The sequence below is a fragment of the Nocardia heshunensis genome, assembly GCF_054782115.1.
The window spans coordinates 569,046-593,655 of record NZ_BAAGTC010000003.1; the positions used below are offsets into that span (position 1 = coordinate 569,046).

Annotated in this window: 24 protein-coding genes; 10 read left to right on the forward strand and 14 right to left on the reverse strand. The window is 67.5% G+C overall.

The features are described 5' to 3' along the window. Window positions 1-59: 59 nt before the first annotated feature. Entirely contained in the window at window positions 60-2,060 is a 2,001-nt protein-coding gene (gene uvrC / locus ACYVN4_RS09460) for an excinuclease ABC subunit UvrC (protein ID WP_460719334.1), read from the reverse strand. 110 nt (window positions 2,061-2,170) lie between these two features. On the opposite strand from uvrC, the gene ACYVN4_RS09465 reads away from it, so the two are divergent. Further along, window positions 2,171-2,332 carry a hypothetical protein gene (locus ACYVN4_RS09465; protein ID WP_460719336.1) on the forward strand — a complete coding sequence of 54 codons (162 nt, stop codon included), beginning with the start codon at window positions 2,171-2,173 and terminating at the stop codon, window positions 2,330-2,332. Between the two features lie 121 nt (window positions 2,333-2,453). Continuing rightward, the gene (locus ACYVN4_RS09470) at window positions 2,454-2,804 is read left to right on the forward strand and encodes a hypothetical protein (RefSeq protein ID WP_460719338.1); all 351 of its coding nucleotides are present in this window, start codon (window positions 2,454-2,456) and stop codon (window positions 2,802-2,804) included. Between the two features lie 16 nt (window positions 2,805-2,820). On the opposite strand, the gene ACYVN4_RS09475 is transcribed toward ACYVN4_RS09470, so the two are convergent. Then, a complete protein-coding gene (locus ACYVN4_RS09475; protein ID WP_460720538.1) occupies window positions 2,821-4,032 on the reverse strand; it encodes a winged helix-turn-helix domain-containing protein in 1,212 nt (403 codons plus the stop codon). Between the two features lie 146 nt (window positions 4,033-4,178). Here ACYVN4_RS09475 and ACYVN4_RS09480 point away from each other — a divergent pair, with 146 nt between their 5' ends. Then, window positions 4,179-5,840 carry an FAD-binding dehydrogenase gene (locus tag ACYVN4_RS09480; RefSeq protein ID WP_460719340.1) on the forward strand — a complete coding sequence of 554 codons (1,662 nt, stop codon included), beginning with the start codon at window positions 4,179-4,181 and terminating at the stop codon, window positions 5,838-5,840. Window positions 5,841-5,900: 60 nt separating this feature from the next. On the opposite strand, the gene ACYVN4_RS09485 is transcribed toward ACYVN4_RS09480, so the two are convergent. Beyond that, window positions 5,901-6,395, reverse strand: coding sequence for a hypothetical protein (locus ACYVN4_RS09485; protein WP_460719342.1), 495 nt, complete (start codon window positions 6,393-6,395; stop codon window positions 5,901-5,903). 240 nt (window positions 6,396-6,635) lie between these two features. Next, window positions 6,636-8,105 carry an amino acid permease gene (locus tag ACYVN4_RS09490; protein ID WP_460719344.1) on the reverse strand — a complete coding sequence of 490 codons (1,470 nt, stop codon included), beginning with the start codon at window positions 8,103-8,105 and terminating at the stop codon, window positions 6,636-6,638. Window positions 8,106-8,368: 263 nt separating this feature from the next. Here ACYVN4_RS09490 and ACYVN4_RS09495 point away from each other — a divergent pair, with 263 nt between their 5' ends. Beyond that, a complete protein-coding gene (locus ACYVN4_RS09495) occupies window positions 8,369-10,324 on the forward strand; it encodes a gamma-glutamyltransferase family protein (protein ID WP_460719346.1) in 1,956 nt (651 codons plus the stop codon). On the opposite strand, the gene ACYVN4_RS09500 is transcribed toward ACYVN4_RS09495, so the two are convergent. After that, window positions 10,321-11,199 carry an alpha/beta fold hydrolase gene (locus ACYVN4_RS09500; RefSeq protein ID WP_460719348.1) on the reverse strand — a complete coding sequence of 293 codons (879 nt, stop codon included), beginning with the start codon at window positions 11,197-11,199 and terminating at the stop codon, window positions 10,321-10,323. The two genes, ACYVN4_RS09495 and ACYVN4_RS09500, sit on opposite strands and share 4 nt — an antisense overlap. Before the next feature lie 115 nt (window positions 11,200-11,314). Here ACYVN4_RS09500 and ACYVN4_RS09505 point away from each other — a divergent pair, with 115 nt between their 5' ends. Next, window positions 11,315-11,974, forward strand: coding sequence for a winged helix-turn-helix transcriptional regulator (locus ACYVN4_RS09505; RefSeq protein ID WP_460719350.1), 660 nt, complete (start codon window positions 11,315-11,317; stop codon window positions 11,972-11,974). Between the two features lie 148 nt (window positions 11,975-12,122). Continuing rightward, the gene (locus tag ACYVN4_RS09510) at window positions 12,123-12,818 is read left to right on the forward strand and encodes a hypothetical protein (protein ID WP_460719352.1); all 696 of its coding nucleotides are present in this window, start codon (window positions 12,123-12,125) and stop codon (window positions 12,816-12,818) included. Here ACYVN4_RS09510 and ACYVN4_RS09515 read toward each other — a convergent pair. From ACYVN4_RS09515 to ACYVN4_RS09530, 4 genes are all read right to left on the reverse strand, one after another. Further along, window positions 12,815-13,276: a PH domain-containing protein gene (locus ACYVN4_RS09515; RefSeq protein ID WP_460719354.1), complete on the reverse strand. Its 462-nt coding sequence runs from the start codon at window positions 13,274-13,276 to the stop codon at window positions 12,815-12,817. The two genes, ACYVN4_RS09510 and ACYVN4_RS09515, sit on opposite strands and share 4 nt — an antisense overlap. A 2-nt stretch (window positions 13,277-13,278) precedes the next feature. Beyond that, on the reverse strand, window positions 13,279-13,758 hold the full coding sequence (gene ribH / locus ACYVN4_RS09520; protein WP_460719356.1) for a 6,7-dimethyl-8-ribityllumazine synthase: 480 nt from the start codon (window positions 13,756-13,758) through the stop codon (window positions 13,279-13,281). Between the two features lie 55 nt (window positions 13,759-13,813). Beyond that, window positions 13,814-15,058, reverse strand: coding sequence for a bifunctional 3,4-dihydroxy-2-butanone-4-phosphate synthase/GTP cyclohydrolase II (locus ACYVN4_RS09525; protein ID WP_460719358.1), 1,245 nt, complete (start codon window positions 15,056-15,058; stop codon window positions 13,814-13,816). Window positions 15,059-15,147: 89 nt separating this feature from the next. Beyond that, entirely contained in the window at window positions 15,148-15,774 is a 627-nt protein-coding gene (locus ACYVN4_RS09530; RefSeq protein ID WP_460719360.1) for a riboflavin synthase, read from the reverse strand. 527 nt (window positions 15,775-16,301) lie between these two features. On the opposite strand from ACYVN4_RS09530, the gene ACYVN4_RS09535 reads away from it, so the two are divergent. After that, the gene (locus ACYVN4_RS09535; RefSeq protein ID WP_460719362.1) at window positions 16,302-16,748 is read left to right on the forward strand and encodes a hypothetical protein; all 447 of its coding nucleotides are present in this window, start codon (window positions 16,302-16,304) and stop codon (window positions 16,746-16,748) included. A 22-nt stretch (window positions 16,749-16,770) separates the two neighbouring features. Here ACYVN4_RS09535 and rpe read toward each other — a convergent pair whose 3' ends face one another. Continuing rightward, window positions 16,771-17,433: a ribulose-phosphate 3-epimerase gene (gene rpe / locus ACYVN4_RS09540; RefSeq protein WP_460720540.1), complete on the reverse strand. Its 663-nt coding sequence runs from the start codon at window positions 17,431-17,433 to the stop codon at window positions 16,771-16,773. Window positions 17,434-17,539: 106 nt separating this feature from the next. Between rpe and ACYVN4_RS09545 the strand changes: the two genes are divergently transcribed. The 3 genes from ACYVN4_RS09545 to ACYVN4_RS09555 are packed head-to-tail and all read left to right on the forward strand — an operon-like array spanning window position 17,540 to window position 21,045. After that, entirely contained in the window at window positions 17,540-17,962 is a 423-nt protein-coding gene (locus ACYVN4_RS09545; RefSeq protein ID WP_460719364.1) for an anti-sigma factor, read from the forward strand. Continuing rightward, window positions 17,962-18,933: an RNA polymerase sigma factor SigF gene (locus tag ACYVN4_RS09550; RefSeq protein WP_460719366.1), complete on the forward strand. Its 972-nt coding sequence runs from the start codon at window positions 17,962-17,964 to the stop codon at window positions 18,931-18,933. The genes ACYVN4_RS09545 and ACYVN4_RS09550 overlap by 1 nt, the downstream gene beginning before the upstream one ends. Window positions 18,934-18,990: 57 nt before the next feature. Continuing rightward, a complete protein-coding gene (locus ACYVN4_RS09555) occupies window positions 18,991-21,045 on the forward strand; it encodes an NAD(+) synthase (RefSeq protein WP_460719368.1) in 2,055 nt (684 codons plus the stop codon). On the opposite strand, the gene ACYVN4_RS09560 is transcribed toward ACYVN4_RS09555, so the two are convergent. The 4 genes from ACYVN4_RS09560 to fmt form a co-directional block, all read right to left on the reverse strand. After that, window positions 21,046-21,438: a hypothetical protein gene (locus ACYVN4_RS09560; RefSeq protein WP_460719370.1), complete on the reverse strand. Its 393-nt coding sequence runs from the start codon at window positions 21,436-21,438 to the stop codon at window positions 21,046-21,048. A 205-nt stretch (window positions 21,439-21,643) separates the two neighbouring features. After that, window positions 21,644-23,254, reverse strand: coding sequence for an RsmB/NOP family class I SAM-dependent RNA methyltransferase (locus ACYVN4_RS09565; RefSeq protein ID WP_460719372.1), 1,611 nt, complete (start codon window positions 23,252-23,254; stop codon window positions 21,644-21,646). After that, window positions 23,251-23,496, reverse strand: a complete 246-nt coding sequence (locus tag ACYVN4_RS09570; protein ID WP_460719374.1) for a hypothetical protein — start codon at window positions 23,494-23,496, stop codon at window positions 23,251-23,253. The genes ACYVN4_RS09565 and ACYVN4_RS09570 overlap by 4 nt, the downstream gene beginning before the upstream one ends. Window positions 23,497-23,685: 189 nt before the next feature. Beyond that, the gene (gene fmt / locus ACYVN4_RS09575; RefSeq protein WP_460719376.1) at window positions 23,686-24,609 is read right to left on the reverse strand and encodes a methionyl-tRNA formyltransferase; all 924 of its coding nucleotides are present in this window, start codon (window positions 24,607-24,609) and stop codon (window positions 23,686-23,688) included. Window position 24,610 lies beyond the last annotated feature (1 nt).

Sequence of the window (24,610 nt, forward strand, 5' to 3'; positions counted from 1 at the left end):
GGCGCGCGGACAGCGCGCCACACCGCATTCGACCTTGGATCGGCTTCCGCAAACGATCTCTATTGGGCCTGTAGCGCGGCCAGGACCGCCTTCGCGGTGGCCACGCCGATGCCCGGGACCTCGGTGATCTGCTCCACCGTAGCCTGCTTGAGCTTGGCGACCGATCCGAAGTGCTGAACCAGTGCGGTCTTTCGGGTCGCGCCCAGACCGGGCACCGAATCCAGCACCGATGCGGTCATCCGACGCGAGCGTTTGGACCGGTGGAAGGTGATGGCGAAGCGGTGCGCCTCGTCGCGAACCCGCTGCAGAAGATAGAGGGCCTCGCTGGTGCGCGGCATGATCACCGGGTCCGGCTCGTTGGGCACCCACACCTCCTCCAGGCGTTTGGCCAGGCCGATGACCGCGACATCGGTGATGCCCAGTTCGTCGAGCACCTCGGCGGCGGCGTTCACCTGGGGTGCGCCGCCGTCGACCACATAGAGGTTGGGCGGGTAGGCGAAGCGGCGCGGCCTGCCGGTCTTCGGGTCGATGCCCGGAGGCAGGTCGGAATCGGTTGCCTCGGAATCGGATTGGAGTTCCGCGGCCTCGGCGGCATCCAGATCGCGGCGGAGTTTCCCGAAGCGCCGCCGGGTCACCTCCGCGATGCTGGCGACATCGTCGGAGCGGCCGTCGCCGGCGGCCTCCTTGATGCCGTAGTGCCGATACTCGGATTTGCGGGCCAGCCCGTCCTCGAAGACGACCAGCGAGGCGACCACATCGGTGCCCTGAACGTGCGAAATGTCCACACATTCGATTCGCAGCGGGGCGCTGTCGAGATCCAGGGCGTCCTGTAGTTCCTGCAGCGCGGCCGAGCGCGCGGTCAGGTCCCCGGCCCGCTTGAGCTTGTGCTGAGCGAGGGCTTCCTGGGCATTGCGCTGCACGGTCTCGGCCAGGGCCTTCTTGTCCCCGCGCTGCGGCACCCGCAACTGCACGGCCGAACCGCGCAGGCCCGAGAGCCAATCCTGTACCTGCTCATGGTCATCGGGCAGGGCCGGGACGAGCACCTCGCGCGGGACCACGGCACCGGGCTGGGACTCGCCGCTCTGCGCGGCGACCGCGGTCTGCTCGCCGTAGAACTGGGTGAGGAACTGCTCGACCAGCACCGGGAGCTCGCCACCGGACCCCACGGCGTCGATGGCGTCACCGGACTTGTCGACCACCCAGCCGCGCTGACCGCGCACCCGACCGTCGCGAACGTGGAAGATCTGCACCGCCGCCTCGAGTTCGTCGAGGGCGAAGTCGATGACATCGGCGTCGGTGCCGGTACCCAGCACCACCGCCTGCTTCTCCAGCGCGCGCTTGAGCGCCTGCACGTCGTCGCGCAGCCGGGCGGCGTTCTCGAAGTCGAGTTCGTCGGCGGCCTCGTGCATGCGCCGCTCGAGCTGCTTGACCAGGCGGTCGGTCTTGCCCGCGAGGAAGTCGCAGAAGTCGTCCACGATGTCCCGGTGCTCGGCCGCGCTCACCCGGCCGATGCAGGGCGCGGAGCACTTGTCGATGTAGCCGAGCAGGCAGGGACGCCCGATCTGACTGTGCCGCTTGAAGACTCCCGCCGAACAGGTTCGCACCGGGAACACGCGCAGCAGCAGATCCAGAGTCTCGCGAATGGCCCAGGCGTGCGCGTAAGGACCGAAGTAGCGCACGCCCTTCTTGCGCGCGCCCCGGTAGACGAACACCCGCGGGTACTCCTCGTCGAGGCTGACCGCCAGCACCGGGTACGACTTGTCGTCGCGGTAGCGCACATTGAAGCGCGGATCGAATTCCTTGATCCAGTTGTATTCCAGCTGCAGCGCTTCCACCTCGGTGGACACCACGGTCCACTCGACGCCGGCCGCCGTGGTCACCATCTGCCGGGTGCGCGGATGCAGCCCGGCGACGTCCGCGAAGTACGAGTTCAGGCGGCTGCGCAGGCTTTTCGCCTTGCCGACATAGATGACCTGCCCGAACTTGTCCCGGAACTTGTAGACGCCGGGTTCGACGGGAATGGTGCCCGGAGCGGGCCGGTAGGTCGCGGGATCTGCCACCCGTCCAGGGTAGTCAGTACCCCCGACAGGCGATGCGGGGCGCCGCCCGGCCATCCGTAGCCCGCGCGGCGACGAAGTATCCCCAAGATCAGTTCAGAGAGGGGAACGTCATGACCGGTCTGCGCACGCGCCGCCGCTCACTCGCCATCGCCGGGGCCCTGTGCCTGGCCGCCGCCGCGCTGGTGGCGGTCTCCATGCCCGCAGACTCGGCGCGCGGGCCGATCTTCCTGCACCGGGACTACTTCCGGCCCGGCGCGAGCGTGCTGCTCTGACGGTGACGCCGCGCCACGCCGGGCATCGATCTTCGCGAGTTTCGACGGTCCGGCCGCACTCGCGGTCAGTATGGTCCGAACTGTTTCGATTGATCTGTCCGTATACGAGGGAGCTTGTTCGATGACTGATCATCACCATCTCCACCCGCGTCGCCGTTCGCTCGCGTTCGGCTCCGCACTCGGCATCGGCGCGGCAGGCCTGATTTCGCTGGCGGGGGCCCCGGCCGCGCACGCCGACAATGTCTGCCGTATCGACCGGACGCTCGACACCGCCACCTTCACCTGCCCCGAGAACGCCTGGTACGCCGCGGTGGTGGAGTGCGTGGGCACCCGCCAGGTCGGCAACGGCTACCAGTCCCCCACCTACATCGTGGGTGATTCGCCGCGGCCGCTGATGCCGATGACCATCGAATGCAACGGCGACGGCAAGAAGGGCATCGTGCTCAACGCCTGGACCGACGGGCCGTTCTGACCCGTCAGATCCGAAACTAGGCGATCTCGCGACGCAATTGCGCTGCGAGGTCGCCTTTTTCGCCGACCTCGACGGTATCCAGCTCGAGCCAGTCGGCCATTTCCCGCAGCGCCACGGCCAGCGCACCCGCCACCCGCTTGTGCTCGTGACCGGGTTCGGCGAAAGCCCCCGGCACCAATAGCCGCCCACTGGCGCGATCGGCCCGCAGATCGACGCGTCCCACCAACTCCCCGTCGAGCAGGAACGGGAAGACGTAATACCCGTGCACGCGTTTGTGTTCCGGCGTGTAGATCTCGATGCGGTAGTGGAAGTCGAAGAGCCGCTCGGTGCGGTCGCGGAAGAAGATCAGCGGATCGAACGGGCACAGCAGCGCGCTGCCGCTGACCCGGCGGGGCGTGCGCGCCTCGGCATGCAGATACGCGGGCTTGTCCCAGCCCTCGACCGTGACCTGTTCCAGCTCACCCGAATCCAGCAGATCCGCGATGGCCGGTTCGGTCTGGATTCGCTTGAGCCGGTAGTAGTCACGCAGATCGGTCTCGGTGCCGATCCCGTGCGCGATGGCGGCCCGCCGGACCAGTTCCAAGACCGCTTCGGGCTCGGTCGGCTCGTGGGCCAGGACCGAGGCCGGGATGACATTCCCGGTGAGGTCGTAATAGCGCTGGAAGCCAACGCGTTTGGGCACCGTCAGCTCGCCCGCGGAGAACAGCGCCTCGCACACGATCTTCGTGTCGCTGTGGTTCCAGCCCCAATTGTCCTTGCTACGAGGCCGATCGAGCTCGAGATGCCGTTCGATCTCCCCCGCGGTACTCGGCCCGAACTCCTTGACCACGCCGAGCACGTCCTCGGCCAGCATCGGATTGCGCTCGAAGACCTCCCGCATGCCGCGCCACCGACCGAGCCGATAGTCGACCATCCGCCACCGCATCAGCGACCAATCCTCGACCGGGATCAGTGCCGCCTCGTGCGCCCAGTACTCGACCAATCGGCGCGGCCGACGAGCCGTATCGGCCCACGCGGCCTCATCGAGGAACTCCCGGTCATAGGCCCCGATCCGGCTGAACACCGGCGCGTAGTGCGCCCGCACCACCGCGGACACCGAATCGAGTTGGAGTAACCGCGTGCTGTCGAGCACCTTCATGACGGTCCGCCGGGTGGGCGTCCCGCTGGGACGCGCGGTCGCGAAACCCTGCGCCGCGAGAGCGGTGCGGCGCGCCGCGGCGAGTGACATCGATCCGGGCAGGGAAGTCGGCACACTCGAACCATGCCACGTGCCACCGACAACCACGCTCGATACAGCGGTGTATCGAGTGCCTGTACAGCTGCAACCTCGTTGGATACATTGGTGTATCGAACTTCTACGGCAAGGAATCAGGCATGATCGAGAACCCGGATGTCATCGTCGTCGGCGCCGGTCTGGCCGGTCTCGTCGCCACCTATGAGCTGGTCAAGGCGGGTCGGCGGGTGCTCGTGCTGGATCAGGAGAACCGCGCCAACCTCGGCGGGCAGGCGTTCTGGTCGCTGGGCGGGCTGTTCTTCGTCGACAGCCCGGAACAGCGGCGGCTCGGGGTGAAGGACAGCCTCGAACTCGCCATGCAGGACTGGTTCGGGTCGGCCGGTTTCGACCGCGAGGACGAGGATCACTGGGCTCGGCAGTGGGCCCGCGCCTACGTGGAATTCGCGGCCGGCGAGAAGCGGCAGTACCTCTACGACCTCGGGCTGCGGGTGACGCCGGTGGTCGGGTGGGCCGAGCGCGGCGGCGTGCACGCCGACGGGCACGGCAATTCGGTGCCGCGCTTCCACCTCACCTGGGGTACCGGCCCCGAGGTGGTGCGGGTGTTCCTCGAGCCGGTGTTGGAGGCGGAGAAGCGCGGGCAGGTCGGCTTCGCGTTCCGCCATCGCGTCGACGAACTGGTGGTCGAGGACGGCACGGTGACCGGGGTGCGCGGCAGCGTGCTCGAACCCTCGAACGAGGACCGTGGCGTCGCGTCGTCACGAAACATCGAGAGCGAGTTCGAACTTCACGCCGCGGCGGTCATCGTGTCGTCGGGCGGTATCGGCCACAATCATGAACTCATCCGCCGCAACTGGCCCACCGATCGACTGGGCCCCTGCCCCGAGCACATGATCTCCGGTGTCCCCGCGCACGTCGACGGGCGCATGCTCGGCATCACCGAGGCCGCGGGCGGGCGCATCGTGAACCGGGATCGCATGTGGCACTACACCGAAGGCATCCACAACTGGGATTCCATCTGGCCCGATCACGCCATTCGCATCATTCCCGGGCCGTCGTCGCTGTGGTTCGACGCCAACGGAAAGCGCATGACCGCACCGGCTTTCCCGGGTTTCGACACCAATGCCACGATGAAGCAGATTCTTTCGACCGGCTACGACTACTCGTGGTTCATCCTCGATCAGACGATCATCGAGAAGGAGTTCGCGCTCTCGGGCTCCGAGCAGAATCCCGATATCACCGGCAAGGACCTGAAATTGGCGCTCAAGAGCCGGGTGGCCAAGGGCGCGCCGGGGCCGGTGGAGGCGTTCAAGCAGCACGGCGTCGACTTCGTGGTCGCCGACACTCTGGCCGAGCTGATCGCCGGGATGAACAAGATCGCGCGCGGCCCGCACCTGGATCTCGCGGATATCGAACGCCAGATCGTGGCCCGGGACCGGGATGTCGCCAACAAGTTCAGCAAGGACGCGCAACTGATGGCGATCAACAATGCGCGGCGCTTCCTGGGCGACAAGGTCCGGGTGGCGAGCCCGCACCGGATCCTGGATCCCGCGCACGGCCCGCTCATCGGTGTACGCCTGAACATCCTGACCCGCAAGACCCTGGGCGGCCTGCAGACCAACCTGGACTCGCAGGTCATCCGCCCGGACGGCACCCCGTTCCCGGGCCTGTACGCCGCAGGTGAGGTCGCCGGCTTCGGTGGCGGCGGCGTCCACGGCTACAACGCCCTGGAGGGCACCTTCCTGGGCGGCTGCATCTTCTCGGGCCGCAATGCCGGCCGCGCACTGGGCCGCAGCCTGAAGTAGCGAAAACTGACGTAGCGAAAGTGATTGCCGCCCACCGGCTCACGGTGGGCGGCTTTCGTATCAGGCCGCCGCGAACCAGCTGTAGCAGTCCTTGCGCAGCAGCAGCGCGAGCACGACGCCGGACACCATCACGCCGAACAGCACGGTGAACGGTCCTACGCCCGTGGGCATTTCGGCCGATACCAGCGTGAAGATGCCCAGAAACACCTGCAGGCTGGCCAATCCGAGCGCGCCGATCCAGATCCAGCGCGAGCGCAGGCCGAAAAGCAGTGCGAGACCGCCGATCACCCAGGCCGCGAAGAAGTGGCCGATGCTGCCGATCACGCAGGACACGCCGCCCATAGTGGAGATCAGGCTGTGCAGCACCGCCAATCCCATGGCGCCCAGGGCGACATACCGCGCTTCACGCACCTTGACGGGCAACGAGAGCCCCGAACCCGCCCGGGTCCCCCGGACCCCCGCGAGCATCCGCTCGAAAATCGTGGCAGGAACGCCATTCTCCGCGACCGCCGGTGTCATAACCACCTCGTCGGCAACTGCCGATTGCGAACTCACAGCACTCCTCATCGAGTAACCCCTGGTCGCGCGCCCCCTGCGAACGCGCTGAACCTGACGCTAACCAAATGTTTCGATGCCGGACAATCTCGTTCACGAAGTTATGACCATGGCCACAGCCGATAGCGAAGGGCCCTACACAGTGATCTCGAACACATAACGGCCGCACGCGAATTCGCGTGCGGCCGTGGAAATCCCAGGTCCGGAGCAGATTTCCCAGTGTACCCCGGAAGCCGGAAACTACTTGTCGTCCATGGGGATCGGCGGAATCACCGGGAATTCACCGGTGTAACCCTCGCGCATCTTGGCGATGGCCAGCACCCGCGGGCTGGCGACCTTCCAGCCGACGGCCAGGGCGGGCACGATGATCAGCAGGCTCGCCACCGTCCACGTACCGACCGGCCGGTCGAATGCCATGAGTACCAGCACCAATCCCAGGAACAGCAGGGTCGCGATGCCGGTGTAGGGCGCGCCGATCATGCGGAACGCGGGCCGCTCGGCCCGGCCGTTCTTCCACCAGTAGTACAGCTTCAACTGGCAGGCCACGATCGTCGCCCAGGACGCCAGAATGCCCAGCGAGGCCACATTCAGCACGATCTCGAACGCCTTGGACGGCACCAGGTAATTCAGCCAGATACCGCACAGCGCAATGGCACTGGTGAGCAGAATGCCGCCGTAGGGCACACCGGCCTTCGACATCCGCGAGGTGAATTTCGGGGCGCTGCCGTTCATCGACATCGACCGCAGAATGCGACCGGTCGAATACAGTCCGGCATTCAAACTCGACAAGGCGGCGGTCAACACCACGAAGTTCATGATCGAGCCCATGTGCGCGACACCGAGTTTGCCGAAGAAGGTGACGAACGGGCTCTCCCCCGCCTTGTAATCGGTGTAGGGCAGCAGCAGCGCCAGCAGGATCACCGAGCCGCAGTAGAACAAGGCGATTCGCATGATCACCGAGTTGATGGCGCGCGGCATGATCTTCGCCGGATTCTCCGTCTCGCCCGCCGCGATGCCGACCATTTCGACTGCGGCGTAGGCGAACACGACACCCGAGGTGACGGTGACCAGCGGCAGCACGCCGGTCGGGAACCAGCCGCCCGCGTCGGAGACCATGCCGAAACCGGTGGTCTGCCCGTCTACCTTGAAGCGCCCGGCGAAGAAGACGGTGCCGACGACCAGGAAGGTGACCAGGGCCAGCACCTTGATCATGGCGGCCCAGAATTCCATCTCGCCGAACCACTTCACCGAGGCGAGGTTGATGCCGAGCACGATCACCAGTGCACCCAGCGCCAGAATCCACTGCGCGACCGGCTGGAAGGGCCCCCAGTAGTGCAGGTAGGTGGCGACCGCGGTGGTGTCGACGATGCCGGTCATGGACCAGTTCAGGAAGTACATCCACCCGGCCACGAATGCGGCCTTCTCGCCGAAGAATTCGCGGGCGTAGGAGACGAACGAGCCCGAGGACGGGCGGTGCAGCACCAGTTCACCCAGTGCGCGCAGGATGAAGAAGACGAAGATGCCACAGATCAGATACACCAGGAACAGCGACGGACCGGCGCTGGCCAGTCGTCCACCCGCTCCGAGGAACAGGCCGGTGCCGATGGCACCACCAATGGCGATCATCTGCAACTGGCGAGGTTTCAGCGCTTTGTGATAGCCGCTGTCCTCGGCGTTGAGGCTGGTGGCAGTTGTCCGGATCTCGGTCATTCGCCGGGTTAACCCTCCGCAATCGTGAAGTGAGGCACGCCGAGGGTACCCCGTCGTTTGCTGTAGGCCACATCGGCGCTCCGAGGGGGTTAAGTTTCCGCGAATTCTGCCGGTCGAGCGACCAATTGGTCCGGTTTATGCGGTTAGCCGCAAAACCGCTGCGAATCTCAGGGTGACCTGCGACGACGGCCGATCCGGACAACCCACCCATGTCGGCCCGTCAAACCCCTGCCCCGGCGCGCACGCGGCGCTAGAGTCCGGTCATGAGGCGCTTGCGACGAACCGGGAGCGGCGCTGCCGCCCTGCTCCTGCTGCTCGGATTGGTCACCGCCTGTTCGTCGTCGACGAACCAGACCGCATCATGCACGGTGTCCCCCAACGGAACTCCCGTCACCTCGGGCGTGCCCGCCGGACCCAGCAGCACCAATCTTTCCCTGAACCCCGAGGTGGCCACCGGTTTTCGCACCGGCATGAAACCGGTGCGCACCGCCGATTTCGCGGTCTCGACCGCCAATCCCGTTGCGACGGAGGCGGCCTGCAAGGTGCTGCGCGACGGCGGCACCGCCGCGGACGCGCTCATCGTGGCGCAGACCGTGCTGAATCTGGTGGAGCCCCAGGCCACCGGCATCGGCGGCGGCGCGTTCCTGATGTACTACGACAACACCGCCAAGACCCTCGACGCCTACGACGGCCGCGAGACCGCACCGGCGGCGGCCACCGAGGACTATCTGCGTTACATCAGCGCCGCCGATCACACTGTGCCGCAACCCAATGCGCGCGCCAGCGGCCGTTCCATCGGCACGCCCGGCGTGCTGCGGCTGCTGGAGCTGGCCCACACCGAGCACGGCAAGCAGCCATGGAAGGATCTGTTCACCCCGGCGATCAATCTCGCCGACGGCGGCTTCAAGATCTCGCCCCGGATGGCGAGTCAGATCTTCGACTCCAAGGCCGACCTGGCCCGCGACGACGCTGCTAAGGCGTATTTCCTGAAGCCCGACGGCAGCGCGAAGCCCTCCGGCACCACGCTCACCAATCCGGCCTTCGCCAAGACGCTCGGGGCCATCGCCACCGACGGCGCGAACGCCTTCTACACCGGCGCGATCGCCGCCGACATCGTCGACACCACCGCCACCACCTCCGGCGGGCGCACCCCGGGCCTGCTCGCGCTCACGGATCTGCAGTCCTACCAGGCCAAGAAGCGCACCGCGGTGTGCTCGCCGTATCGCGATCACGAGATCTGCGGCATGCCCAACCCGTCCTCGGGCGGCATCACGGTGGAGTCGGCGCTGGGCATTCTGTCCAATTTCGATCTGGCGTCGATGAAGCCGACCGACCTGTCCGGTGACAGCGATGTCGCCCGCGACGGCGGCAAGCCCACCGCCGCGGCCGTGCACCTGATCGCCGAGGCCGAGCGGCTGGCCTACGCCGACCGCGACAAATACATCGCCGACTCGGATTTCGTTCCGCTGCCGGGCAATTCACCGCAGAAGCTGCTGGACCCGAACTACCTGAAGCAGCGTGCCGCGCTCATCGACCCGACCAAGAGCCTGGGCACCGCCAAACCCGGTGACTTCGGCCCGGTTCCGCTCAGCGCGGGCCCGCAGCAGCCCGAGCACGGCACCAGCCATATCTCCATCGTCGACAAGTACGGCAATGCCGCGTCCATGACCACCACGGTCGAATCCGCCTTCGGCTCCTTCCATTTCGTCGACGGCTTCATCCTCAACAACCAGCTCACCGACTTCTCGGCCGAACCCGTCGACAAGGACGGCGTCCCCATCGCCAACCGCCTCGACCCGGGCAAGCGCCCGCGTAGCTCCATGGCCCCGACCCTGGTCTTCGACCGCAACCCCGACGGCACCCGCGGCCAGCTACACCTGGTCACCGGCTCCCCCGGTGGCGCGGTCATCATCCAGTTCGTGGTGAAAACTCTGGTCGGCCTGCTGGATTGGGGCATGGACCCGCAGCAGGCGGTCTCGATGATCGACTTCGGTGCGGCCAACGCGCCTACCACCTATGTCGGCGGCGAACACCCCGTGGTGAACGCCACCGACAACGGCGACCACGACCCCCTCGTCCAGCAATTGCGTCAGGACGGCGACCAGGTCTCCGTCGCTCCGCAGTCCAGCGGCCTCTCGGCGCTGCTCCGCGACGGCAACGGCTGGATCGGCGGCGCGGATCCGCGCCGCGAGGGCGCGGTGCTGGGCGGTCCCCGCTAGCTCGGGTTCGGCACCGCGGCGGCGCTCGACTCGAGAGCCGCCGCCGTGTCGTGCAGGAATTCGACGATCCGCGCGGCGAGCGCGTGCGGCTGATCCTCCTGGATGAGCATCTGCGCGTCGTCGATGAGATGCAGAGTGGCATGGGGGATGTCGGTGGCCAGCCGCTGCGCGAAGGCCACCGGAATCATCCGGTCCCGACTGCCCCAGACGATGAGCACGGGGATGGTCAGGGTGTGCAGGAGGCGGGCCGCGTCGAGAGTTCGCTGTGGGCTCGCATCCCGCAGAAAGCGGCGTGCGTCGGCGCGGATGGCGGCGCTGGTCCGACTCGGCGTCAGGTAGCCGTCCATCACGTCGCGGGGAATCGGCCGCTCAGTGATCCGGCCGAAGGTGAACGGCAGCCGATGCAGCGCGCGCACGCGCATGGCCTCGGTGAGCATCCGGGTCGAACCCGGCAGCGCCGCGAACAAGGGGGCCCAGCGCAGGATCGGGGGCGGGAAGTACTCGTAGCAGTCGACTCCCGCGAGGACGGCCCGCGCGACCCGCTCGGGTCGGCGCACCAGCAGCACCTGGGTGATCGCGCCGCCGGAGTCGTTGGCGACCAGGGTCACCTCCCGCAGGTCGAGGCGTTCGAGGAATTCCTCGAGAATCGAGGCCACCCCCGCAACGGTCAGATCCGCGTCGGGCATGGGCAGGGTATGACCGCCGACCGGTAGATCCGGTGCGAGACAACGGTATCCGGCGGCGGCGACGGTCGGGATGACGTGCCGCCAGGTGTTCGAGTTGAGCAGGAATCCGTGCACGAACACGACGACCGGGCCGGTGCCGGTGTCGCGGTAGCGCAGGGTGCCGTGGCTGAGTTCGATGGTCTGACTCATGGCGTTCTCCGATGTTCGGTGACCACTTCACTGTTACATAAGATTTTGAAGTGGACAAGGAAGATTCAGAAGTTGAGAGAGACAATCATGGAGTGACGCGGGTAGGCTGGGCATCGTGACGCGACGTTCATACGACCAGTTCTGCGGCCTGGCAGGCGCTCTCGATCTCGTGGGCGAGCGCTGGACACTGCTGGTCGTCCGGGAATTGATGACCGGACCGAAGCGCTACTCGGACCTGGCCGAGGCGCTGACCGGCATCGGGACCAGCCTGCTGGCGACCCGGCTCAAACAGCTGGAGAGCGACGGAGTGGTCGAACGCAAATATCTCGCGCCGCCCATCGCCTCCACCGTCTACGAACTGACCCCGAGTGGCGAGGAATTGGCGCGCGCGCTGATGCCGTTGGCGCTGTGGGGAGTTCGCCATGCCGTACCCGAACAGCCGGACGACGGTATGCGGGTGAAGGCGGAATGGGCCTTGCTCGCGTTCACGCATCTCGCCGACCCGGCCGCACTGGCGGGACTCGACATCGACATCGCCTTCGAGGTCGACGGAACCCACGCCTACTTGCGGGTGCACGACGGCCAGGCCAAAATTGCCCCCGGCACCGAAACCGTCTCCGCCGCAACAACTGTCCACACCGACGCCGCGACCCTGGCCGCCATCGGCGCGGGCCGCCTGTCCCTACCGGATTCGATTGCCCAGGGCCGCGTGCAGATCGAGGGCGATATCGCCGCACTCACCCCTCTACTGGCGGCGCTCGGCGAGCTGAGCTGACCGAGCCGAGCACACGGGCAGAAGTCTCGCAGCCGGCGACCCGACTTCGAATGCCACCTTCGATACATCCTCGGATGCTTCCTTTGTGGCGTTCTCCGCCCCTATCTCACCTGTTTATGGTGACTTCGCGAAGAAGGAGTAAGCCCTGATGAAGTCACTGCACACCGTCGTCGTTGCCGCCTCACTCGCCGTGGGCATCACCGGCGGCACTGCCTCCGCGGACGCGCCCGCGGCCCCCGACCGCCCGGGCACCACCCTCAGCACCGATGTGCTGCCCGGCATCCACTACACCGCGAGTGTCGTGGACCGATCTGTCGTGCTTCGCACCGATGCGGGTCGAATCACCGTGCGTGGCAGCGAGTTCGAAATCCTCGATGCCGGTGACAATCTCGTCTTCGGCATGCCCTTGACCTATCGGTTGAACGAGCAGGACTGGCCGATCGCCGCACGCATCGATGCCGACGGCCGCACCATCACCCTCAACCCCGGTACGGATCCCGTCCAGGCCGTCCCCGCAACCCCGGCGAACGCCAAGGCGGTCTTCTCCCAGGACGAGCTCAACAACGCCATCGCGATGGCGAGCTCACAGATCGGCCTGGCCACTGCGATCGGCGGAATGGTCGGTGCCGCAATCGGTCTGGTGGGCGGCTGTGTAGCCGGAGTGGCCGTCGGCACCGCACTCATGCCGCCGGCCTTCCTGGTCGGCGCCCCCGGCGGATGCATTGCCGGCGCGGCCGTCGGCGCCGGGCTGGGCGGTGCCATCGGCACGCTCGCCCTCGGCGTCCCGGTCACCGTCATCACCGCGATCGAGGCCTACACCATCCTCGCGAGCGGCCAGAACTAGCTGTGTTGCTCGGCGCTGTACTTCGCGCCGAGTTCGCGGAAGCGGTCCATGGCCGCGGCGGCGCGCATCTTGTCATTGGAGCGGATGGCCATCATCGGCACGTACTCGTCGTGCGCGAGTTCCAGCCGGGCCCAGGACTTCTTGTCCGGGAAGGAGATCCCGCGAATGTCCTTCCACTGGAATTCATTGTCGCCCACGATGTTCCGCACCACGACGCCGCGCTTGCCGACGCGGACGCGAGGCCGGGTCAGCGTCAGGACGCCACCGGCGAGCACCAGGCCGAACAGCATCAACCCGATCTGGTCGGAGACCCGGAAGTTCACGCCGGTGGAACCGTGCCGCAGCACGAAACCGCCGAAGATGAAGATGGCCGCGAGTACCGCGGCCACGATCCGCACGGTGAAGATCGCGTGATGCGGTCGCACCTCGAGATCCCATTCGGTTGTCGACTCGGCCACGGCTAGACCGTCTGGGTGAGTTCGCGCAGGGTCAGTGCGGCGTCGAGGGCGGCGGCCGCGGCCTGTTCGCCCTTGTTCTCGGCCGAGCCCGGCAGGCCCGCACGGTCGAGGGCCTGCTCCTCGGTGTTCACGGTGAGCACCCCATTGGTGACCGGGGTGCTCTCGTCGAGGGACACCCGGGTCAGACCGGCGGTGACCGAATCGCACACGTACTCGAAATGCGGTGTGCCGCCGCGGATCACGACGCCGAGGGCGACCACGGCGTCGTGGGTGCGGGCCAGCGCCTGCGCGACCACCGGCAGCTCCATCGCCCCGGCCACGCGGACCACGGTGATGTCGGAGACGCCCGCGTCACGGGCGGTCTTTTCGGCGTTCGCGACCAGCGCGTCGCAGATGGTGGTGTGCCAGCGCGACGCCACGATCCCCAGCTTGAGGTCCTTGGCATCGGCGAGCTCGAACGTCGGTACGCCCGTACCACTCATCGTTGTTCCGCCCTCTCGGTAGTCAGTTCGCGCAGCAGTTCGGTTGGAGCCGCGATCAGTTCGCGGTCTCGCCGAGATCCAAGTCTTCCAGGCCGACGAGGTCGTGCCCCATCCGGTCCCGCTTGGTGCGTAGATAGCGCAGATTGTGCTTGTTGGCGCGTACCGGCATGGCGACGCGCTCGCTGATGCTCAGGCCGTAGCCCTCGATGCCCGCGCGCTTGTCCGGGTTGTTGGTCAGCAGCCGCATCGAGGTGATGCCGAGATCGGCGAGAATCTGTGCGCCGATGCCGTAGTCGCGGCCGTCGGCGGGCAGACCCAGCTCCAGGTTGGCGTCGACGGTGTCCGCGCCGCCGTCCTGCAACTGGTACGCCTGCAGCTTGTGCAGCAGCCCGATGCCACGGCCCTCGTGGCCGCGCATGTAGAGCAGCACACCGCGCCCCTGCTCGGCGATCATCTCCAGCGCGGCATCCAGCTGCGGGCCGCAGTCGCAGCGCAGCGAACCGAACGCGTCACCGGTGAGGCACTCCGAGTGCACCCGCACCAGCACGTCCGCACCGTCGCCGATGTCACCCATCACCAGGGCGACATGCTCGGCGTCGTCGTATTCGCTCTCGTAGCCGATCGCCCGGAAATCACCGAACTCGGTGGGCAGCTTGGCTTCCGCCACCTGCTTGACGTGCTTCTCATTGCGCCGCCGCCACGCGATCATGTCGGCGATCGAGATCAGCGCCAGGTCGTGTTCGTCGGCGAAGACGCGCAGCTCGTCGGTGCGCGCCATATCGCCCTCGTTCTTCTGCGACACGATCTCGCAGATGACACCGGCGGGGCTGAGCCCGGCCATGCGCGCCAGATCCACGGCGGCCTCGGTGTGGCCGGGGCGGCGCAGCACGCCACCGTCCTTGGCGCGCAACGGAACCACGTGCCCCGGGCGGGTCAGCTCGTCGGACTTGGCATTGCGGTCGGCCAGCACGCGCATGGTGGTGGCGCGGTCCGCGGCCGAGATGCCGGTGCTGATGCCCTCGCGGGCGTCCACGGCCACGGTGTAGGCGGTGCCGTGCTTGTCCTGGTTGACCGCATACATCGGGGGCAGGCCCAGCCGATCGCAGTCGTCCCCGGTGAGCGGCACACAGATGTAACCGGAGGTGTAGCGGATCATGAAGGCTACGAGCTCGGGGGTCGCCTTCTCCGCCGCGAAGATGAGGTCGCCCTCGTTCTCCCGGCCCTCGTCGTCGACGACGACAACGGCCTTACCGGCGGCGATGTCGGCGACTGCGCGCTCGATGGTGTCGAACCTGGTCACGTCTGTTGTGCTCCATCTCGAATTAGGTGCCCACCTACAGTAGGCCAGCGGCCGCGCCCGATTTGCGCCGACTCCCGGCCTCCGGGAGATCAGCCCCGCTGCACGAGGCGCTCCACGTACTTGGCGATGATGTCGACCTCGAGATTCACGACGGTGCCGACCGGGGCGGTGCCGAGGGTGGTGAGCTCGCGGGTGGTGGGGATGAGGGAGACCTCGAGCCAGTCCTTCGCGCCGTCGGCGTAGGCCTCCGCGGCGATCCCGATGCCGGAGACGGTCAGCGAGATGCCGTCGAGGGTGATGGAGCCCTTCTCGACGACGTAGCGAGCCAGGTTGTCGGGCAGGGAGATTCGCACGACCTCCCAGTTCTCGTACGGGGTGCGCGAGACGATGCTGCCGGTGCCGTCGACGTGACCCTGCACGATGTGGCCGCCCAGACGGCTGTTCACGGCGGCGGCGCGCTCGAGGTTGACCCGCGAGCCGACGGCCAGGGCGCCGATACTGGAGCGGTGCAGGGTTTCGGCCATCACGTCGACGGTGAAGGTATCGCCGGTGACCTCGCGGTCCACGACGGTCAGGCAGACGCCGTTCACGGCGATCGAATCACCGTGTCCGGCATCGGAGGTCACCAGGGGGCCGCGAATCGTGAGGCGCGCCGAGTCGTCCACCTGTTCGGTGCCGACGATCTCGCCCAGCTCCTCGACGATGCCTGTGAACATGTCTGTCTCTCCCTACTCGTGTGCGGGCTCCGCTTGCGGCAACAGCCTGCGACACGGGCGGTATTCCCGCGGCGGTCGGCCCTCCCCCTCAGCCTAACGACGCCGGGTCGTAGGCGACATGCGGCCTTGTTCACTGGAGAGTTGGAGACCGATGGACAGACGAAATCGGGCATTAGCCAACTTGCGATCTCGAAATTGTCCGAATTAACCGGGGAAGCCAATTGAAAAGCCCGAATTTCCCGGTTTGACGAATGGCCTGACCTGGGCCAACGGCAGGTAGTACCCAATCCACGACTCGCTTACACCAGAATCTTGCGCGGGAGCGAAAATGGTCGCAAGATTGTTATGCAGCTGATTCCAACAGTTCAACTTCTCCGCGAGCAGTTCAGTGCAGAACGGTCAACGCGTCCCCGGCCACTCCCGGCCGCCGACGGTCATCGCAAGCAATCGAACCGAAGGAAGGTTGGACCCCGCGCGGGTCGGATCCAGGTGGCAGACAACAAATTCGGTACAGACGGGGGTGTGGCGTGACAACGCTTCTCGATTCGACACTCGAAGTTCGCTGCGTGCAGTATCGCCGCGAATATCACCTGCCGGCATCGATCGATCAGACGTCACGACACATCCTGTTGGAGATAGGCCAGCGCTACGGCGCCATCACCATGCCCGCCGAGCTCGGCGAACGCGTCCAGCAGCGGCTCACCCAGGCCGATCTGGCCGGGCCGGTGGTCCATCACCCCCGGGCGCGACGCTGGACCTTCATCACCGGTCCGGCCCGCCCGGACACCCTCAGTAAATCCGTGGCCGCGGCCCTGTTCCGGCTCTACGCCACGGTCGCGTGCTCGGGAGCGCAGGTCGTGCTCCCGTCCGCCGATGACGAGCGGACGGGGTATCGCACCTGGATCCACTCCCCCGATTCCATCGACAGTGTGCCGCCGCTGGAATCGGTGATCGAAGCGCTCTTGAAACGCTGAGCGGGCCCAGGGCTGAGCGCGCCTAAGCGGAGGCGGCCTCGATGGCGATCGCCTTCTGCCGCAATGCTTCTACCGTCGCAGCCGGGTCCGGGGTGCCGTACACCGCGGATCCGGCCACGAAGCAGTCCACTCCGGCTTCGGCGGCCTGCTCGATGGTGTCCATATTGATGCCGCCGTCGATCTCCACCACCAGGCGCAGTTCACCGGCATCGACCAGACGGCGCACCTGCTTGGCCTTGTCCAGGACGCTGGCGATGAAAGACTGTCCGCCGAAACCGGGTTCGACGCTCATCACCAGCAGCGTGTCGAACTCCTTCAGGATTTCCAGGTAGGGCTCGATCGGGGTGTTCGGCTTGACCGAGAGCCCCGCCTTCGCGCCCGCCGCGCGAATGTCGCGGGCCACCGCGATCGGATTGTCGGTCGCCTCGGCGTGGAAGGTGACGTTGTAGGCGCCCGCCTCCGCGTAGCCCGGCGCCCAGCGCTCCGGGTTCGCGATCATCAGATGGCAGTCCATCGGAATGTCGGTGACCTTCAGCAGGCTCTGCACGATCGGCAGTCCCAGCGTCAGATTCGGCACGAAGTGGTTGTCCATCACGTCGACGTGCACCCAGTCGGCGCCCTCGATGGCCTGCAACTCCTCGGCCAGGCGCGCGAAGTCGGCGGACAGGATGGACGGGGCGATCATCGGCGCGGGCCGCTGGAACGGGGAGGATGAGGTGCACACAGCGCGCAGTCTATCGGCCGGGCCGAATGGCTGATTGCCGCGCGCCGGAATGGGTAGCCTTAACAGGGTGATCAACATTTCGGCGGAACCAGGATTGCGCGGCACACCGGTCGAGATCGGCGTCGCCGCCTCCGTCTCCCAGTTGCCCATCGTGCGCGGACTCGCCGAAACCCTGGTGCTACTCAGCGATTTCACCCTCGACGAGGTGGCCGACATCCGACTGGCCGTGGACGAGGCCGCGTCCACCCTCATTGCGCTCGCCGTGCCCGGCTCCACCCTGTCGTGCCGGTTCACCGTCGGCGACACCGATTTGATCGTGCGGGTCAGCGGAATCGCCGCCGCCGAGGGGCTGCCGGATCAGCACAGCTTCGGCTGGCATGTGCTGCGCACCCTCTCCGACGAGATCACCGCCGGCCAGGAACCCTTCGATGCTGCCCGCTCCGGATACCCGACGGCCGTGGAGTTCCGGCGGGTCCGGGGGAAGGCGTAGTGACCGACGGAGCAGACGTGTTCGCCGCTAAACCCGATCCAGACTCGACCCCCGATCCTGAACAGCCCGAATCCGATCCGCGTCCGGACACCGCGCCGGAGGACGGTGGCGGCGCGGTCAACGGTGCCGCCGAGGACTCCGAAGCTGAGGAGACCGCCGAGGAGCAGGTCGACCCCGAAGAGGCCGAAGAGGTCGCCGAGGAGGTCGCGCGCAGTGTCTCCGGCTACGACGATGTCGCCACGCTGTTCGAGGAATTGGCCGCGGCCGCGCCGGGATCCGGGCGGCGTGCCGCGTTGCGCTCCCAGTTGATCAACCGCTGTATTCCCCTGGCCGATCACATCGCCCGCAAATTCAGCGGTCGCGGTGAGCCTTTCGACGATCTCACCCAGGTCGCCCGGGTCGGTCTGGTGCACGCGGTGGACCGCTTCGACATATCGCGCGGCTCCAACTTCCTGTCGTTCGCGGTACCCACCATCATGGGCGAGGTTCGCCGCTATTTCCGTGACAACACCTGGGCGATGCGGGTGCCGCGCCGGGTCAAGGAAACCCATCTGCGCATCGGCTCCGCCATCGACGCGCTGGCGCAGCAGTTGGGCCGCTCCCCCACCGCCAAGGAGATCGCCGCCCATCTCGGCATCGACGCCGACGAGGTCACCCAGGCGGTCATCGCCGGAAACGCCTACCAGCCCAGCAGCATCGACGCCGTCTCGGTGGGCCGCGATACCGAGGCTTCCCTGCTCGACACGCTGGGTGAGGAGGAATCCCAGTTCGACCGCGTCGAGGAGTACGTGGCAATCCGGCCGCTGCTGGCCGGGCTGCCCGAACGCGAACGCCGCATTCTGACCATGCGATTCTTCGAATCCATGACGCAGACCCAGATCGCGCAGCAGATGGGCATCTCGCAGATGCACGTCTCGCGCATCCTGTCGAAAACCCTTGCCCGGCTGCGCGAGCAATCCGCCCGGGAGTGACCCGGTAGATTTGCGGACGGACCATGATCACCTCGGCCGGACGCAAAGGGGTCGGTGTTGTCACAGCAGCTACCGTTCGATTCGCTGTATCGGCACGGATTCGCGCGCGTCGCGGTGGCGGTGCCGCCGGTGCGGGTCGCCGATCCGGGCTTCAATACCGAGCAGACCCTGCTGCTGGCGCGGCGGGCCGCGGCCGAGCACGCGGTGCTGACGGTCTTTCCCGAACTGGGCTTGTCCAGCTATACCGCCGATGACCTGTTCCACCAGGACGCGCTCGACGCGGCCGTAGCGGCGGGCATCGAGCGGATCGTCGCCGAGAGCACGGGCATCGACACGGTGCTGGTGGTCGGTGCGCCGGTGCGGGCGCAGGGACGGCTGTTCAACTGCGGCATCGTGATCCACGACGGACGGGTGCTGGGGGCCGCGCCCAAGAGCTATCTGCCGAACTATCGCGAGTTCTACGAGAAGCGGCAGTTCGCGGCCGCACGGGAAGCCCTCGACGATCACATCGAGATCGCCGGGCAGCGGGTGCCGTTCGGGGCCGATCTACTGTTCACCGCGACCAATGTGGCGGACTTCGTGTTTCATCTCGAGATCTGCGAGGACGGCTGGGTGCCGTTGCCGCCCAGCGGTTTCGCCGCACTGGCCGGGGCGAGCGTGCTGGTGAATCTGTCGGCCAGCAATATCGTCATCGGCAAGGCCGACTATCGGCGTGACCTGTGCACCTCGCATTCGGCGCGGTATGTGGCCGCCTATCTGTATTCGGCTGCCGGGCACGGGGAGTCGACCACCGATCTGGCCTGGGACGGGCAGGCGCTGGTGTGCGAGAACGGCAATGTGCTCGCCGAAGGCGAACGGTTCGCGCCGCATTCGCAGGTGGTGACCGCGGATCTGGATCTGCGGCGGCTGGCCGCCGACCGGCTGCGCATGACCAGTTTCGCCGACACCGTGCACGACCATCGGGAGCGGCTGGAGCGGTTTCGGCGTGTCGAGGTGGAATTGCCGGTGCCCGCGGGGACCGTGACGTTGCACCGGGAAATGCCGCGCTTCCCTTATGTTCCCGCCGATCCGGTGTCGCGCAACGAGCGCTGCGCGGAGGTGCATCGCATCCAGGTGGAGGGGTTGAGCACACGGCTCACGGCCACGGGATCGCAGCGGGTGGTGATCGGGGTTTCCGGCGGGCTCGACTCCACGGTGGCGCTGATCGTGGCCGCCAAGACCATGGACCGGCTCGGGCTGCCGCGCTCGAATGTGCTGGCGTACACCATGCCCGGCTTCGCCACCAGCAGCCGCACCCTCGACGACGCGCGGCGACTGATGCGGGCGGTCGGGGCGAGCGCCCACGAGATCGATATCCGGCCGTCCGCGACGCAGATGCTGCGCGATCTGAATCACCCTGCGGCCGACGGTGTTCCGCAATACGACGTCACCTACGAGAACGTGCAGGCCGGGGAGCGCACCTCACACCTGTTCCGGCTGGCCAATATGCACAACGCCCTGGTCATCGGCACCGGCGACCTGAGCGAACTGGCGCTGGGCTGGTGCACCTTCGGCGTCGGCGACCACATGGCCCACTACAGCGTGAACGCCTCGGTCCCCAAGACCCTGATCAAATACCTGGTCGCCTGGACCATCGACACCGACGGCCTCGGCCCCGAAGCGGGCGAGGTCCTGAAATCCATTCTCACCACCGAGATCTCCCCCGAACTCATCCCCGGCGACGGCGACGCCCCCGCCCAGAGCTCCGAGGCCACCGTCGGCCCCTACGAACTCCAGGACTTCCACCTCTACCACCTGCTGCGCTTCGGCGACCTCCCCAGCCGCATCGCGTATCTCGCCCATCACGCCTGGTCCGACCCCACCCGAGGCCGCTGGCCCGACCTGGTCCCCGCCGACCAACGCCACGACTACGACCTCCCCACCATCAAGCACTGGCTGGCGGAGTTCCTGCGCCGCTTCATCCAGACCAGCCAGTTCAAGCGCTCGACACTGCCCAACGCTCCGAAAGTCGGCTCGGGCGGCTCGCTTTCGCCGCGCGGCGACTGGCGCGCCCCGAGTGACGCGTCAGCCGCCGCTTGGCTCGACGAACTGTCCCGCAATGTCCCCGACTGACTAGGGGCAGGTGAACGGGATGCCCTTACCGCCGGTGGCGGTGCCGGCATCCATGAAGTACGTCAAATTGTCGGTGACATGGTTGATCTCGACGGCCACCGCGTGCGTGCCCGAAGCCATCCCTTCGAGGGAGAAGGCGAAGTCTCCCGTGCCGTCCGCGCCGGTCGTGAACGTGCTCGGCGTCGAAACCGGAGCGCCGCCATCGAGTTTGAAGTAGACGTGGAACTGCTGATTGGGCAGATCGGTCCTGAACAGGTGCCCGCTCACGAACAGGGTTCGGGAATCGTCGCACTGGGTGGTGGCGTAACTGTGGTTGCTATCGACGGTCTGTCCCTGGTGCTGTCCGGTCCAGGCGACGATCGGAGCGATTTCTCCTGCTGTCGGCAGAGCCATATCCGGCCCTCCTTGCCTTGTGAGGACACCGGCCCTCGGCCCGTCGGAGCGGCCGACAGGGTCGGCGAATGAGGGGTGGACAACCATCGGCCACCCGGCTCCATCGTCCCCCTGTTCCACCTTCCGCGTGGGCGGTTCCGAGCGAAATATCTTGTAGCACAAGCGATTATCGAATCAGACCAAACCGCCCACGCGGTACCCGAACCTAGTCCGCGGCGAGCGGCTTTCGCAGTGCGGCCAGGAACATGGCGTCGGTGCCGTGGCGGTGGGGCCACAGTTGCGCGCCGGGGCCGTCGCCGAGTTCCGGGACGCCCGGGAGCAATTCGCGGGTGTCGAGTTGCTCGGCGCCCGTGCGACGGACTACATCGGACACCACCGAGACGGTCTCCGGTAGGTGCGGGGAGCAGGTGGAATAGATCACCACACCACCCGGGCGCACCAGATCCCAGGCGGCCGTGAGCAGTTCGCGCTGCAGGGCGACCAGTTCACGGACGTCGGAGGGCTGGCGGCGCCAGCGGGCCTCCGGGCGGCGGCGCAATGCGCCCAGGCCGGTGCAGGGGGCGTCGACCAGGATGCGGTCGAAACCCGGTTCCAGACCGCTGTCGCGGCCGTCGGCGACGTGGATGTCGACCGGCATGCCGCGGGTGGTCTGGCGGACCAGTTCCGCGCGATGCTCGGCGGGTTCGACGGCGTCGACGCGGAAGCCGTCGATGTCGGCGATCGCGGCCAGCAGCGCGGTCTTTCCGCCCGGACCGGCACACAGATCCAGCCAGCGCCCGTTGTCCGGACCTTGCAGCGGCGCCTTCGTCACGGCAAGCGCCACCAGCTGGCTGCCTTCGTCCTGCACCGCGGCCATGCCCTCGCGGACCGGTTCCAGCTTGCCCGGGTCACCGCCGTCGAGGTACACCGCGTACGGCGACCAGCGGCCTTCCTCGCCACCGGTGATCAGCGCCAGCTCCTCGGCGGTGATCTCACCCGGCCGCGCCACCAGGTGGACGGCGGGCCGCGCGTCGTCGGCCTCGAGCACCTCGCGTAGCTCCCCGGCCCGCGCCCCGAGCGCGTCCGCGAACGCCTGCGCGATCCACACCGGATGCGCGTACTCGAACGCCAAGTGCCCCAGCGGATCCGACGGCGCGAGCCGCTCCACCCACTCTTCGGGCGTGCGCTCGGCGACCCGGCGCAGCACCGCATTCACGAACCCGGCCCGCCCCTGCCCGTACTCCACCCGAGCCAACGCCACCGAGGTATCCACGGCGGCATGCGCCCCGATCCGAGTGCGCAACAGCTGATAGGTGCCCAGCCGCAACGCATCCAGCAACGGCCCGTCGATCTCTTCGACGCTCCGCCCCGCGCAATCCGCGATCACCGCATCCAGCAGACCCAGCGATCGCGAAGCCCCATAAGCCAATTCGGTAGCCAGCGCAGCATCCCGCCCACTGATCTTCCGCTCCCGCAACAACCCCGGCAGCACCAAATTCGCGTAAGCGTCCCGCTCCCGCACGGCCCGCAGCACATCCCGCGCCACAATCCGCACCGGATCGGCCCCGGCCTTCTCCGCCCGCCGCGCCGCCGCAGCCCCGTTGTCCTCCCGCGCCTCCCCCGCCGCCTTCGACCGCGAATCCCCGCGCGCCCCAACCTGATCCGACGAGCGCTTGCCCGCTCCACCGCGATCAGACGAACGATTACCCGCCCCGGTTCGATCGGACGCGCGGTTCCCCGCGCCGCCCCGAGCACCGGCCGAGCGCTGCCCGCCGGAACCAGCATCTCCACGCGAACCCGCCGCACCGCGATCATCGTTGCGGCCGCCGGAACTCACACGCCCCGCCCCCGCATCGCGCCGATCCCGATCGCCGGAGGGTCCGCCACGGCGCTCCGCGCCCCTACCGCGCGTACCCGCGCCTTCACCACGCCGGTCATCGAAGCCACGACCGGCACCCGACCCGCCCCGACCATTGCGGTTGTCCCCGGATCCGCCCGCGCGACCACCCTCGCGGTCGCGTCGATCACCCGACCCCGAGTTACGTTGTCCCGCAGCAGATCCGCCGCGCCCACTGTCATCACGGCGGGTCCAGCTGCCGTTGCGGTCGCCACCGCTGGAGCGATTCGAGCTCGAATTGCGGTCTGTGCCGTTGGAACCGCCGCGTCGGTCGTTGCCCGAGTCGTTCGCCGGAGGAGCCGAGCGGCGGAAGCCGCGGCGTGGGGGTGTGTTGTCGCCGGTGCCCGAGTCGTTCGGGCCTTCGGGGCGGGTCACTCGACCACCGCGCCGGGCTCGAGGCGCGCGCCGCGGGCCCAGTCGAGGGCGGGCATCATGCGCTTGCCCTGCGGCTGCACCTCGGTGAGGCGGACAGCCGTGGTGGCGGTGCCGATGTAGACGCCGGACTTGCGGATGTCGATGGTTCGGGGTGGGAGGTCCTCCTCCACCAGGTCCACACGTCCGAGTTTGAGGCGTTTGCCGTCGATTTCGGTCCAGGCGCCCGGGGCCGGGGTGACCGCGCGGATGCGGCGGCCGATGGCGAGGGCGGGCTGGTCGAAGCGGATGTGTCCGGCGTCGGCATCGATCTTGGGGGCGTAGGAGATGCCGTCGAGGGACTGCGGAACCGCCTGCACGATGCCGTCCTCCACGCCTTCGAGGGTGGATTCCAGCAGGTGCGCACCGGCTTCGGCGAGCCGATCCAGCAGCGTGCCCGCGGTGTCGGTGACGGAGATCTTCTCGGTCATGGTGCCGAACACCGGACCGGTGTCGAGCCCCTTCTCGATCCGGAAGGTCGACGCACCGGTGTATTCGTCCCCGGCCAGCAAGGCCGCCTGTACCGGAGCCGCGCCACGCCAGGCGGGCAGCAGCGAGAAGTGCAGATTGATCCAGCCGTGCACCGGAATCTCGAGCACCGGTTCGGGCAGCAGTGCACCGTAGGCGACCACCGGGCAGCAGTCCGGCGCCAAAGCCGTGAGCTGCTCGATGAATTCGGGTTCCGAGGGCCGCTTGGGCGTGAACACGGGAATCCCGTGCTCATCGGCCAGCCGCCCGATCGGCGAACGGGTGACCTTGCGGCCACGTCCGGCCACCGCGTCCGGCCGGGTCACCACCCCGACCACCTCGTGCCTGGTGGAGGCGAGCAGTCGCCGCAGCGACGGCACCGCCGGTTCGGGTGTTCCCGCGAAGACCAGACGCATA